General features: G+C 60.7%; 16 protein-coding genes and 1 pseudogene. 7 read left to right on the top strand and 10 right to left on the bottom strand.

Annotation, left to right across the window (positions count from 1 at the left end):
* The first annotated feature begins 309 nt into the window (after positions 1 to 309).
* Together HMPREF3056_RS11000 and HMPREF3056_RS10995 are read left to right on the top strand one after the other, a co-directional pair.
* The gene (locus HMPREF3056_RS11000; RefSeq protein ID WP_070754812.1) at positions 310 to 513 is read left to right on the top strand and encodes a hypothetical protein; all 204 of its coding nucleotides are present in this window, start codon (positions 310 to 312) and stop codon (positions 511 to 513) included.
* A 207-nt stretch (positions 514 to 720) separates the two neighbouring features.
* Positions 721 to 1,749, top strand: coding sequence for a hypothetical protein (locus tag HMPREF3056_RS10995; protein ID WP_070754809.1), 1,029 nt, complete (start codon positions 721 to 723; stop codon positions 1,747 to 1,749).
* Between the two features lie 2 nt (positions 1,750 to 1,751).
* Here HMPREF3056_RS10995 and HMPREF3056_RS10990 read toward each other — a convergent pair whose 3' ends face one another.
* Positions 1,752 to 2,918 (bottom strand): YihY/virulence factor BrkB family protein, encoded by a 1,167-nt coding sequence (locus HMPREF3056_RS10990; protein ID WP_070754807.1) that lies wholly within the window; start codon positions 2,916 to 2,918, stop codon positions 1,752 to 1,754.
* An 84-nt stretch (positions 2,919 to 3,002) separates the two neighbouring features.
* Here HMPREF3056_RS10990 and HMPREF3056_RS10985 point away from each other — a divergent pair, with 84 nt between their 5' ends.
* Complete coding sequence (locus tag HMPREF3056_RS10985) at positions 3,003 to 3,479, top strand: S-ribosylhomocysteine lyase (protein WP_070516422.1); 477 nt, start codon at positions 3,003 to 3,005, stop codon at positions 3,477 to 3,479.
* 37 nt (positions 3,480 to 3,516) lie between these two features.
* Here the strand turns inward: HMPREF3056_RS10985 and HMPREF3056_RS10980 are convergent, their stop codons facing one another.
* Entirely contained in the window at positions 3,517 to 3,714 is a 198-nt protein-coding gene (locus tag HMPREF3056_RS10980) for a hypothetical protein (protein ID WP_070516424.1), read from the bottom strand.
* A gap of 74 nt (positions 3,715 to 3,788) precedes the next feature.
* Positions 3,789 to 4,916 carry a UDP-N-acetylmuramate dehydrogenase gene (locus tag HMPREF3056_RS10975; protein WP_070754805.1) on the bottom strand — a complete coding sequence of 376 codons (1,128 nt, stop codon included), beginning with the start codon at positions 4,914 to 4,916 and terminating at the stop codon, positions 3,789 to 3,791.
* Positions 4,917 to 4,940: 24 nt separating this feature from the next.
* Here HMPREF3056_RS10975 and HMPREF3056_RS10970 point away from each other — a divergent pair, with 24 nt between their 5' ends.
* Genes HMPREF3056_RS10970 through HMPREF3056_RS10960 form a run of 3 tightly spaced genes read left to right on the top strand, consistent with a single transcriptional unit; the run spans position 4,941 to position 7,090 of the window.
* Positions 4,941 to 5,432 carry a DUF2505 domain-containing protein gene (locus HMPREF3056_RS10970; protein WP_070526146.1) on the top strand — a complete coding sequence of 164 codons (492 nt, stop codon included), beginning with the start codon at positions 4,941 to 4,943 and terminating at the stop codon, positions 5,430 to 5,432.
* A gap of 27 nt (positions 5,433 to 5,459) precedes the next feature.
* Positions 5,460 to 6,269, top strand: coding sequence for a class I SAM-dependent methyltransferase (locus HMPREF3056_RS10965; RefSeq protein WP_070754803.1), 810 nt, complete (start codon positions 5,460 to 5,462; stop codon positions 6,267 to 6,269).
* A gap of 23 nt (positions 6,270 to 6,292) precedes the next feature.
* Positions 6,293 to 7,090, top strand: coding sequence for an LmeA family phospholipid-binding protein (locus HMPREF3056_RS10960; protein WP_070516429.1), 798 nt, complete (start codon positions 6,293 to 6,295; stop codon positions 7,088 to 7,090).
* A 23-nt stretch (positions 7,091 to 7,113) separates the two neighbouring features.
* On the opposite strand, the gene HMPREF3056_RS10955 is transcribed toward HMPREF3056_RS10960, so the two are convergent.
* The 6 genes from HMPREF3056_RS10955 to HMPREF3056_RS13810 all read right to left on the bottom strand — a co-directional run bounded on the left by HMPREF3056_RS10955 (position 7,114) and on the right by HMPREF3056_RS13810 (position 10,599).
* A complete protein-coding gene (locus HMPREF3056_RS10955) occupies positions 7,114 to 7,563 on the bottom strand; it encodes a deoxyribose-phosphate aldolase (protein ID WP_070754801.1) in 450 nt (149 codons plus the stop codon).
* Positions 7,563 to 7,853, bottom strand: a complete 291-nt coding sequence (locus tag HMPREF3056_RS10950) for a DUF2516 family protein (protein ID WP_070754799.1) — start codon at positions 7,851 to 7,853, stop codon at positions 7,563 to 7,565. Before HMPREF3056_RS10950 ends, HMPREF3056_RS10955 begins: the two co-directional genes overlap by 1 nt.
* Positions 7,854 to 7,866: 13 nt before the next feature.
* Complete coding sequence (locus HMPREF3056_RS10945) at positions 7,867 to 8,328, bottom strand: CGLAU_01105 family protein (protein WP_070444004.1); 462 nt, start codon at positions 8,326 to 8,328, stop codon at positions 7,867 to 7,869.
* A gap of 15 nt (positions 8,329 to 8,343) precedes the next feature.
* Complete coding sequence (locus HMPREF3056_RS10940) at positions 8,344 to 9,678, bottom strand: DUF445 domain-containing protein (RefSeq protein WP_070754797.1); 1,335 nt, start codon at positions 9,676 to 9,678, stop codon at positions 8,344 to 8,346.
* 115 nt (positions 9,679 to 9,793) lie between these two features.
* Complete coding sequence (locus tag HMPREF3056_RS10935; protein WP_070510555.1) at positions 9,794 to 10,279, bottom strand: hypothetical protein; 486 nt, start codon at positions 10,277 to 10,279, stop codon at positions 9,794 to 9,796.
* Positions 10,276 to 10,599 (bottom strand): phage antirepressor KilAC domain-containing protein, encoded by a 324-nt coding sequence (locus HMPREF3056_RS13810; RefSeq protein ID WP_246822521.1) that lies wholly within the window; start codon positions 10,597 to 10,599, stop codon positions 10,276 to 10,278. Before HMPREF3056_RS13810 ends, HMPREF3056_RS10935 begins: the two co-directional genes overlap by 4 nt.
* Before the next feature lie 311 nt (positions 10,600 to 10,910).
* On the opposite strand from HMPREF3056_RS13810, the gene HMPREF3056_RS10925 reads away from it, so the two are divergent.
* The gene (locus tag HMPREF3056_RS10925; protein WP_046647841.1) at positions 10,911 to 11,828 is read left to right on the top strand and encodes an Abi family protein; all 918 of its coding nucleotides are present in this window, start codon (positions 10,911 to 10,913) and stop codon (positions 11,826 to 11,828) included.
* On the opposite strand, the pseudogene HMPREF3056_RS10920 reads toward HMPREF3056_RS10925, so the two are convergent.
* Positions 11,825 to 12,077 (bottom strand): annotated as a pseudogene (locus HMPREF3056_RS10920) (hypothetical protein); the annotation flags it as partial. The gene HMPREF3056_RS10925 and the pseudogene HMPREF3056_RS10920 overlap by 4 nt on opposite strands.

The following is a 12,077-nucleotide window of genomic DNA, read 5'->3' as shown; positions in this document are numbered from 1 at the left end:
GGGCCGCGCCCCGCTCTTCGAGGTCATCGAAGGCCGCCGCCTCCCGGCGCAGGACGCCAAGGCCGCCGAGATTGCCATGCTTCTCGACGACACCGTGCGCCTCACCGATGACGGCACCTACCCCTCCGCCTAAGGCCGCCCCTTCAGAGAAGAAGGTCTAACAGCAAGCCCTTAGAACAAGCCGAGGACGTCCGCAAAGAAGCGGGCCTCCTCGGCTTCTTTTCTGCCTGCTCCCTTCGCCTCGTGATAGTTTTTCGCATAAGGCACCGTTTACTTAATTGCGAGACTTCCAGGAACCAGGGGTGAAGCATGGATATCGAGAAGTTCCTCATGACAGCTGTCGGCTCACTCAGCGTCATTTCCCTTGCCGGTTGGCTCATCGCTGATTACGAGTGGTCAACCAGGGCCACAACGGTTATGGGGTTTGGATTCCTCGTCTCGGCCCTCCTCAATAAGCGCAAGCAAAACAAAACTGCGGGCCAACGCCGGGTAACTGAAGAATCTACGCAGTGACAGCGTGCCGGCCACGCAGCGCGGAAGGTACGCCTTCCCTCGGCCTTGCAACTACCCTATCTGCCAAACTTAGCGCCGATCCATGCAACGCGGGAGCAAGGTTTTGGCATCTAGGAGCGTTCCCCGGCTAGCCGCTTTCCCAGGTCCAGTAGCCATGCGGCGATTATTATCGGAGCTCATCGGACGCTCCCTTGAAAGAAGCTACTCATGACCCAACCTCCGTATCCGCCGCACACCCCGCCTCCGGGCCCCAGTCAGCAGGGGCCACGACAGCACGGCAGCCCACAGCAAAACCCCTATGCCAACCAGCCCTTCCCTCCACAGGGACCTCCTTATGGCAGCCCTGGTGGCGGTTACGGGGCTGCCCATCTCCAGCCAGAGCCGCCGAAGAAAAAGTCCGTCGTTGGAATCATCGCCACGGCGCTCGCCGTACTGGGAACAATCATCGCCTGCATCCCCGGCATCTACGTCGCAGGCTGGATCATTCTCCTCGTAGCTCTTATTACCGGCGCCGTCTCACTTTTCCTCAGCAACCAGTCAACTGCGTGGGGAGCAGTCGCCCTGATCATCACTGTGGTGGGCAGCTTGATCGCCTCGGTCGTCTTTTTCTTCTTCATGGCCGCAAAATTCATCGGGTCGCTTCCGGACACTACGCAAACACCCGGAATATCAAGTTCTGTCGTGGGCACGACGGTGCGCCCCTGGGATGAGGAGGAGACGCTGGACAGCACGGGCTCCCCCACCCCAACAGCAACGGAATACTACGAAAGCGTTCCTGATGAGAACGGAAACCAAGTCATTGAAGAAGGCACGCCCGGTTCTCGTTCTAACCCGCTACCGCTCAACACGACGCTGAAAGGACCGGAATGGCACGTGGATGTCAGCAACCTCAACTTTGATGGCACGGACGAAGTCATGGCCGCGGACCCTTCCTACAAGCAGCCAGACGACGGGAAGAAATACCTGGTCTTTGATTTGACCTTGACGTACGTGGGCAACGAGACCGACGCCGGCTCGGAAATGGCGTTCCTTTACTTCGGCCCGGGCGAGGAGTCGAATGGGCAGCCCCTCATGTGGGATGTCAATGGGTTTATCGACGTAGACACTCCCTTCCAGCCGCAAGAGAAACGTACCGGCCGAGTGGCTGTCAGCGTGCCTGAGAACGGCGCGGAAGACGGCACGTTCGGCATCGTCGTGCCGGGCACCGAGATTCCCTTCCACCTCGCTTTGAAGTAGAGCTACATCCCTGCCGTCTCGTCCTGTGCCTGCCGCGCGTTATCTGAAATCTCACGCGCTCTCTGTTCCAAGCTTTCTTGGGCGCGGGCCTGGGCTTGGGAGGAGCTATCAGAGCGCGGCGGGGCTTGGATAAAACGCTCCGAGTGTAGCCCCAGTTGCAGTTCCTTGGCGCGCAACACCTCAGCATCAATTTTGATGCCGACGATGAGCACGGTGTTCATCAACCACATGGCCATGAATACCGCCATGACGGTGCTCAGCGCACCATAGGCGCTGGCCGCAGCGAAGTACTTCAGGTAAAGGCCTACCAGCCCCCAGGACACTACTGTGCCCACGAGCGCCACCACCGAACCATAAGTAATCCACCTAAAGCGCCCAGGCCGCACGTTGGGGCCGAAGTGATAGAGCACTGCAATGAGCGTGAGCACCACGATCACAGTGACGGGAAAGCGCAGCCAGTTCCACACCGGAAGGAAGATTCTTACCAAGTACGTGGCGGTATCTTCTAGCCCTACGTTGCGCGCGAGCGGAATCAACCCTTCGTTAAGAACAGCATCACGCAGCAAGTTGGCAAAAAGCACGATGACCGCGCCCACCACGATGACTGCTGTCAGCCCCCACATCAGCGCCCACGTGCGGATGATCCCGCGGCCTTCCACCCGGCCGTACACGGTATTGGCAGTGCGCGAGAAGGCCCGCACATACGCCGACGCTGAAAACAGCGAAATGGCCAGGGAAATGATCAGTGCCAACGTGCCCTGCGCGCTAGAGCCGATGATCGTGCCGACGACCGTATGGGCTTGCTCAGAAAGCGAGCCAGGGACGTACTGTTCGATGAGCTCTGAGGTCAGCTGCTCCACTTCCGCTTGGCGGGAGGAGAAGATGAGCGTGGCAATGGAGTAGGCGGCCAGTACCGTGGGCGCAAAAGCCATGAGCGTGAAGTAGGTCATCCCGGCGGCACGGTCCATGAAGGCATCGTGGAAAAAGTCATTCCACGTGCGGCGGATGATCAGCCCCCAGCTCTCCTTGCGGAGCCGGTTGTCCCTGGAGAAAGGGTCGCGTTCCTCATCGTGGCCCTGGACCTCAAGGATGGTCGAGCTCTTAAACGGCACGATGGTCTCTGGCTCTTCGGCCGGAATAGCGTTGCCGCCAATCTCCTCTTCGCTCATATCTGACCAGCGTATGCGGCACAGCCCGCATTCAGGGGAAGGACACTCGGGCCACAGGCTAAGCCGTGGTTACACTGGGAAAGCATGACTGAGAAGAACACCGAGAACAAGATCAACGTAAAGTCCTTCGAGCTCGACCACCGGCTTGTCGACGCCCCCTATATCCGCGTCGCCGACCGCACCGACCTGGGCGGCGGAGTCGAGATTATCAAGTATGACCTGCGCTTCTGCCAGCCCAACAAGGAGCACCTCGGCACCGAGGCAATCCACTCGGTGGAGCACATGATGGCCAACTTCATGCGCAACTACACCGACAAGCTCATCGGTTTTGCCCCGATGGGCTGCCGCACCGGCTTCTACGCCATCACCAACGGTATGGAGCAGGACGAGCTGCTCCGCGCCGTCGAGGGCGCGCTCAATGACATCCTCAACGCCACCGAGGTTCCCGCCGCCAACGAGGTACAGTGCGGCTGGGGCGCCCACCACTCACTCGAGGGCGCACAGGAGGCCGCACGCGATTTCCTCGCGGCCAAGGATGAGTGGCTCAACGTCATGACCTAAGCGGCGGTGAAAGCTTGGGGCAATGGAGCCCTAACCGCTAGTGCTCGAGGCGTCGGATCTGGATGCGGGAGAAAAACAGCCCGGCGACGCCGATCCCCAAGACGCTCGCCATTAAGGTGCAGCGCGCTGCGCTGAACTCCGCGAACAGGCCTGGGACCAACAGCATCGCCACCGCGCAGAGAAGGGCCGAAACAAAGAGGAGGATGGCAAAGAGTACGTCTTTGGGGATGTACATGCGAGGTCCTTTCTGGGCGCCTAGTGTTTGCGGCGGCGAGCTAGCAATTCAACGCTATTTTAAATATTGCGCACTTATATTTCTACCCCTAGCCAGATGGGCTCCGGCTCCAGCGTCACACCGAAGGCCTTCTGAACCCCGGCGCGAATCTCGCGGGCCAGCGCAACGATGTCGTCTGCAGTGGCCTCACCGCGGTTGGTCAGCGCCAGGGTGTGCTTGGTGGACAAGGTTGCCTTCGCACCCGATTCTTCACCCGGGTAGCCCTTTGCAAAGCCGGCGCGCTCGATGAGCCACGCAGCGGAGAGTTTTTCCTTATCTTCTCCTCTTTCTCTCGACGTGGTGGTCCCACCCACCACGTGGCGCGGCATGCGGTCCGCATCCTCGTCGCCGCGGGCGGCGCGGACGGCTTCCTGGATGGAATCGGCAAGCTGCGGTTCCACGATGGGGTTGGTAAAGAAGGAACCGGCTGACCAGGTGTCGTGGTCTTCTGGGTCGAGCACCATGCCCTTGCCGCGACGCAGCTTCAGCACTTCCTCACGGACTTCCGCGACTGGGCGGCGCTCACCTGGGTTCTGGGTGAGCTGGCCAAAGCGCAGGGGTGTGGACAGCCCATCGGTGGTCAGCTGCAGCTCAATAGCCAGCACCACGCCGCGCCCGGTGAATTTCAGGTTGGAGTAGCGATAGGCCAACTCCAGGTCTGCGGCCGGCACCCACGTTGCGGTCCGCGTAGCGCGCTCATAGAGGTAGACCTGCGTGAGGACGTCGGAGGTCTCCGCGCCATAGGCGCCGACATTCTGCACCGGTACGGCACCCGCATTGCCCGGGATGCCGGAAAGGCATTCGATGCCGCCCAGACCGCACTCCACGGTCAGGGCCACGACGTCATCCCATACCGCGCCCGCATCGGCGCGCACGAGGCCGTTGGCCACGGTCACGTCGATGTCTTCGAAGTCGAGCACCACGACCACGACATCCAACTGGCCTTCCGCCACCACAAGGTTGGAGCCGCCGCCGACGACGAGGTAGTCCTGGGAGGCGTCGTCAAGCGCGGCCAAGGCCGCAACCGCCGCCTCAGCGCTGGCGCAGCGCACCGTCACCAGCGGTGCACCACCGATGCGCAGCGTCGTGAGATCGGCGAAGGTGGTCTCGGAATCCAGCGTGACTCCGTCAATGTCAGCGAGGGTCAGGAATTTATCTAGCACGTCTACCAAGGTAGTCTGTAACTCATGTCAACCCGTAGCGAAAACACCGTTATCATCAACCAGCCCATCGATAAGGTGCACAAGGCACTGACCACTCAGGAGTACTGGGACTTCATCGTGGCCAAGCTGTCCCCGGAACCGGGTACCGTGCACGAGTTCACCGGCAACACCGCTGTGCTCTACGAAATTCTTCCGACCTCCCTCCTTCCGGAGGCCGTTCGCGCCATGGTCTCCCAGGACCTGAAGGAAAAGCGCACCGTGACCATCGGCGAGTTGGTCGACGATCAGATTTCCGTCTCCTTCACCGCTGACGTCAAGGGCACCCCGGTCGACTTCAAGGGTGACATCACCTACAAGGCCCAGGATGAGACCACCGTTCTGGATTACGTCACCGAGGTTTCCGTCAACATCCCGATGATGGGCGCTGCCATCGAGCCGAAGGTCGCTGAAGCTCTGCAGGAGCTCTACACCAACGAGGGCAAGCTCACCGAAGAGTGGATCTCCAACAACCTCTAAACAACTCCCTACACCACAGTTGTTGCCATGGCCGATCACGCGCATAACCTGAAGGCTCAGGAAAGCGCTGGTCGGCCTTTTGGCGTTGTTACCCGCGGCACCACCAACCCCAACCGCCTGCGCCGCTGTGATCGGTGGATGGTGGCGCACCCGGAGATCTCCTCGCTACTGCGCTCCACTCCGGAGCCGCTCGCTCTCGACGTCGGCTACGGCGCTTCCCACACCACCACCGTGGAGTGGGCCGGCTGGCTGCGCAGCGTTAACCCGAATACCCGGGTAACGGGCCTAGAGATTTCCCCCGAGCGCGTCCTGCCGCCGCGCGATGGCGTCACATTCGAGTTGGGCGGCTTCGAGCTTGCCGGCTACCGCCCGCAGCTGGTGCGAGCCTTCAACGTGCTGCGCCAGTACGACGTCGACCAGGTGGAGAAAGCCTGGAACACGGTGACCTCCCGTCTTGCTCCCGGCGGCTTCTTCGTGGAGGGAACCTGCGACGAGCTGGGGCGCAGATCGGCCTGGGTGCTTCTCGACGTCTCCGGTCCACGTACCCTAACCCTCGCTTGGGATCCCTTCGACGTTGAGCGCCCTAGCGATATCGCGGAGCGCCTTCCCAAAATCCTCATCCACCGCAATGTGCCGGGTGAGCCGATCCACGAGCTCTTGCAGGCAGCCGACGCCGCCTGGGACCGCGCCGCCGGCTGGTCTCCATATGGCCCGCGGGTGCGCTGGCGCATGGCGCGCGAAGAACTCCGGCAGACAGTCCCCATCCACCCGGTGAACCGCCGCCTGCGGGACAACGTTCTCACAGTGGATTGGGACCTGGTAGTTGGCCAACTTTAATCCAGTGCGCCACACTAGTAGTCATGGCTTCTTCTAAATCTCCCGCCTCGACGGCCTGGAAAATTTTCATCGGCGTACTGGTGACGCTCCTGCTCATCATCTTGCTTGCTGAGCTCGGCCTGCGCTGGTTCTTGGGTTCTCAGATGAAGAGCCAATTTACCCAGTCCGCCAAGGAGCAGGGCGTGGAGACCTCCGAGGAACCGGAGGTGAGCTTCGGTGCCAGCCCCATGGTCTTTGGTTTGCTCAACGGCAAGATTCCGCAGATGGATATGAAGACCCCGTCCACGCTGAAGATTGAGGGCACCACCATCACCGGCCAACCGGCCGCTGATGTCCACGTCGAAGACATGACGCTGTCCAAGGAGCCGGTCGCGGGCACGCTGCGGGCTTCGACGACGGTGCCGGATCAGTTCCTGCTCGCCAGCTTCCAAAAGGCCATTGCTGAGCAGTCTGGCTATGACGCCTTGGGCAACCTGGTAGTCACCGCGATTACCGCCAACGATGCCGAGGATGACCTCGAGGTGGAATTTGCCGGTGGCCTGGCCACGCTGTCACTCAAGCCGGAGGCTCGCGACGGCAAGCTCGCCATCGATGCGAAGGAAGCATCGCTCTTCGGCTTCGATCTTCCGGAGCAGGCGACCTCCGCGATCTCGAATGCCTTGGCCGAAGGCATGGAGGAACAGCTCGCGGGCCAGCAGCTGACCTTCGAATCCGTGGATGTTGGGGCTGGGGAGCTCACGCTCACCCTCATTGGCCACGACGTTCCAATGAGCGAGCTCGATTCTGCCACCGCACCAGCACAGCAGGCACCGGACAACTAAGAACCGAAAGCTAAAGCACAGAGTTAAAGGCTCTCCACGGAGAGCTGCGTATCCAGGGCTTCGTCGTCTGAAACGACGGAGCCCGTTTCAATGAGGCATTGATAGCCCGCCTGTTCGGCAGCACGCACATACTCCGGCAACGGCAGAGCTGGATGCTCAGGAAGAATGAGCCCCAAGCGCACGGGCAGCGGGCAGGCCTCGCGGAGGGTGACGAGCTCGGAGAGCAGCGAGGTGGCATCCCCTAGCAGCGCATCCACCGCAACCCACACCTCGGCCGCACCTGATTGCACGGCCAGCCGCGCCTCCGCCGCCTTCACCAAAGAGTGATGGCGCCCGGTGGGATAACCGGCAACAGCAATGACGTGCTCGGCGCCCTCAGCGGCAAGCACGTGGTGCGGGGAAACAAGCACTCGCTGCTGCCCCGCCGACTGGTTTCGCACCTCCTCCACGGAGGCCTCAAGCAGATTCAGCATTAATAGGAATAATCGCCGTTGATGATGGCCTTGAGCTGCGGGCGCACATCAAACCAGTACACGCCGGTGATGATGGCACCAATCCAGCTGACAAAGGGCAGCGGCCAGTTCATCATGAGGGCGGAACCGAAGAGCAGCCCGACCCACACCCATTTGTTCTGGCGGTCACCGGCGCGGAAAGCGTCCTCCCTCGTCATCGCTGCCAGGACGGCGCCGATGAGGGCGAAGAGGGATACCGCGATGAAAATGTAGTGCGGTATCGACGCAATAGTATTAAGAAAAGTGTGCATCAAGAAAGACTAACTAGTTCTCGTCAACTACTTCGCCGTCAATGACATCGTCATTCGGCTTCGGGGCATAAGGGTTGCGAGGGCTTTGCGGCTCCTGCGGCTGCTGGGCATGCTTGCCCTCCGCGCGCTGCTCCTTGGCATTGTTGATAGCGCCCTGCACACCCTCACGGGTCTCGTTGAAGGCGGTGTTGAAATCCTCCCGAGCCTTCTCAAAAGACTCCGAGTTGCGGGTCTCACGGGCGGCGGAGGACACAGACTCCCCAATATTCTTCGCCGTGGAGGTCACGCGGTCGAAGAAGGACTCCTCCTTCGCAGTGCCATCACCCATGCCCGCCTCATCGGCGGCGCGGGCAATGCGATCCGCCTGTGCACTCTGGGCTTGGTTCTGGCGCTCCTCCTTGAAACGGCCACCAAAATCCTTGGCCACGTCAAAAGCAGAGGAACCGGCATTCTTGATTGAGTCAAATACGGACATGGTCGTCACTCCTTGTTAGACGCCAAAAAGCAGATGATTAACAGTGTAGATAACCAATCCAGCCAGCGCACCCACGACCGTGCCGTTAAGCCGAATGAACTGCAAGTCTTTGCCCACCATCAGCTCGATATTCTCGGAAGCCTCCTGGGCATCCCAACGCTTAATGGTCTCTGGAATAATCGCGATGATCTCCGGTGCGAACTTCTCCACCGCGTAGCGCGCGGCCTTATCCACCAGCTCGTTGGCTTGCGCTAGGAACTCCGAATCCTCCAACAGACGGTGCGCCAATTCCTTCACCTTGGCGGTGATCTTCTGACGCAGGAAGGACTCTGGGTCGGTGAGCTGCTCAATGAGCGTGGAGGAAACCGTCGCCCACATCGCCGCCGGGGCCTTCTGCGCCTGATCGGAGGCCAGCATCTCCTGCTTGATGCCTTCGATGCGCCCGCGCATGTCCTCATCCCACTGCAGGTCCGAAGCCAGCTTGGACAGGTTGCGGCGAATGGCCAGGCGGGCTTCGTGGTTGCCGTTGCGGCGGACCTCATCGGCGAATTCCACAAGCTCGGCGTAGACCTTCTCCCCCACCATCTCGCGGGCAAAGCGCGGCGCCCACCCGGGCATGCGCTCATCAATGGCGGTGACCACCGTGGATTCCATGCCGAGGATCTTGCCGTGCGCCCACTCAATGAGGTCATCTTCCAGCGGCCGCGCCTTGCCTTCCGCGATATAGCCCTCCAGCAGGCGCCCCAGCGGCGGGCCCCACTCCGGCTCTGCCAGACGGTCCATGACTTGGGTGCGGATGAACTGCTCTGCCTCCGCCGGGTCTAGGTCTGCGACCACGCTGGCTGCGCGCTCACCAATCCACGCGGAGACCTCCTCCGCCCGCCCAGGCTCCACGCCCTGGCGCGCCAGCCACAGCGGTATCTCTGCCTCCCGTACCTTGGCGCTGAGCGCATCCGCGGTGAGAAAGTTCTCCTCCACGAAGTCCTTGAGCGCATCACCCACGCGGTCCTTGTTGTTGGGGATAAGCGCCGTATGTGGGATGGGCAGCCCCATGGGTCGGCGGAACAGCGCGGTCACGGCGAACCAGTCCGCCAGTCCACCGACCATTCCTGCCTCCGCTGCCGCGCGCACGTAGCCCACCCAGACGGGAGCCCCGCTTGCCGACGCCTGCCACCACGAGCACCCCAAAAAGATCACCGCCGCAGCAATCAGGAAGGACAGCGCAATCGCCTTCCAGCGGCGCAGGTCCGCCCGGCGCGCCTCCTGGTTTCCTGGCTGCGGCACAAACGACGTCTGCGACGCCGACGTTTCCCGAGCCGGCTCAAGCCCTGCGTCTGCGCGGTGCGTCATGGGTTGGTTCTCCTTGGGTCTGCGTAATGATGGGGAATAGTGAATCCATTAATCAACATTAGTGGGCGTACCGGACACATTCGATTGCCACCAACACTAAGATCGACTCCTAGCTTTATGAACGCCAGCCTGCCGAGGGCCCGTTTGTGGTTCCGTAGATGAACCGTCCGGCATCCAACGCCTGCTGATCAAAGAAACCGAACCTAGCCGCCAGCACGCCTTTCGCCTTCTGGTGGTTACGGGAAGTGGCGGTCATGAACACCACACCCGCCATCAACTCGGCGAGCTTCTCCGGTGTCACCCAGTTGGATGATTCCTCGGTGTGGTCGTTGTCGATGTCCATCACGACACAGTCCGAGGAAATGAAGCTCGCAGACGAGCGCCGGTCGTTGGTGTAGGTGGCGGCGACGTGATCCAACCTGGCCACCTGCTCCAGCCCGGCTTGGTCGGTGATCTGGTGGTGGTTCGGGATGTCCATCTGGTGAGCCCAGTCGATCTCGGCGCGCTGAATCGCTTTCAGGGCCCGGTAGCAAGTCGGGTCAGGGTATCCTTCGACGTTCTTCTTCGGTATTCCGATATCAAGAAGCGCAGTGGTGGTCATCTGGCGTCCTCGCCTTCACGCTCGACCACCGGCAGCAGGCCACGGATGTTCTTCAACAGGTCATAGATGAACAGGCGGCCTTTCTGCGTCCAGTACATGTGGGTGCAGGTCTTGCCCTCGTCGTACTCGTACGTCTTGGACTGGGTGTAACCCTTCTCAGCAAACTTGGCGTAGAGGAACCAACGCCCGGACTGGTGAAACTGCACCTGCTCCCCGCGCAGAATCTGGTTGAGCTTCTTCGCCGACAGGCCGTAGTCCTTGGCGATCTCGGTGGTGGTGATCAGCGACGGCGACGCCAGCACCACGTCGTAATAGGACACCTTCGCTGGTAAACCTGACCTGCTGGATGCCACCAGCCCTTTCAAGGGGGTAGTGATTAACGACCCCCTGCAATGACGCGCCAGGGCATCTTTCGTGTTGGCGTAGCCGAGGGCGGTCGCCACGTCCCGGCCGCAGAACAGGACCTGTCCGCCCGAGGTGATGGTTCGGATCGTACCGATGGCTCCATGTCCCGTGCTCTTGCCTCGGCGTCATCAACCAGGTAACCTCGTAGTCAACATGACCGGTTCCGCTGCCCGCCTCAATGGGAGTCCAGGGCCGGTCTTCGTTTTTGTATCAAACAGGGGTGCGCGTGGAGCAGGTGAAGCAGTTCAAGACCTACGGTGAACAGGTCGAATTGCTTCGTCAGCGTGGGATGCGAGTGGATGATCCCCAGCATGCTGAGACGCTGCTGGCTCAATTGAACTACTACCGCTTGTCCGGATACTGGTACCCGATGCGCCGTTTCTCCCAAGACGACGGCACTGCCCGAGATGAATTCGTTGAGGGAGCATCGTTTGACCTGGTGGTAGCCCTCTATGGGTTTGACGAACAATTGCGCCACAGCGTGTTCATCGAGCTTGATCGCGTGGAGTTGGCTATTCGAACCAAGCTCGGTCACGAACTGGGTCGCCTTGACCCGCTGATCTATTTGGATCCCCAGCGTTTGAGCGCCCGGGCACGGCAGCGAAACAAAGACGGGCGTAGCGTGCACGAGGTGTGGCTGAGAAAGTACCAGTCGGCATTGAAAGCGTCGAAGGAGGACTTCGTCGCCCACCACAAATCCAAGTATGGCGGGACTCTACCCATCTGGGCGGCTGTCGAAATCATGGATTGGGGGATGCTGTCGTACCTGTACGGCATGTCGCCCAATATCGTGCGCAAACGGATTGCCGAGCCCTGCGGCCTAACTGGTCCTCAGCTTGAATCATGGCTGAAATCCTTGAATATTCTGCGTAATTACGCAGCTCATCATGCAAGGATGTTCAACCGTGTTTACGACATCAAACCGAAACTGAACAATGACGTCAGGCTGGCTCCGGTAGCTGAAGGAATGAATCGCGTGTTCGGGCAGCTCTCCCTTATCCAATACTTGCAGCGCCAACTGGAATTGTCTCCAGCCGACCGGCTACCGAAGCTGTTCCACACCTACCCGCACAATCCCATCGTGCCGTTTTCTCGCACAGGAGCACCTGACAGCTGGGGCGAGTTGCCTCTCTGGCGCGTCTAATCTTTGCGGTAGTAGTCGCATTCGTACCCGTCTGCGTCGAGTGTCATGGCGTGGACGAGGAGGTCACGAGCGACTGCTTGGACGATGTACTCGACGAGTTTCTCGCCGTAGTTCTTCAGCTGCCCCCCACTTGCGTCCGGTTGTGACACCGCTGTAGGACTCACTTCCAGTACTCCCATGATCGGGCTAGACGCACCCTGCCCGGAATCGGCAAGCAAATAGCGAAAGCCAAACGCGCTGTTGACGGCG

It is taken from the genome of Corynebacterium sp. HMSC056F09 (assembly GCF_001815785.1).
GTDB classification, from domain to species: domain Bacteria; phylum Actinomycetota; class Actinomycetes; order Mycobacteriales; family Mycobacteriaceae; genus Corynebacterium; species Corynebacterium hiratae.
The sequence above is the reverse complement of the archived record's forward strand: the minus strand, read 5'-3'. Positions and strand labels throughout refer to the sequence as shown.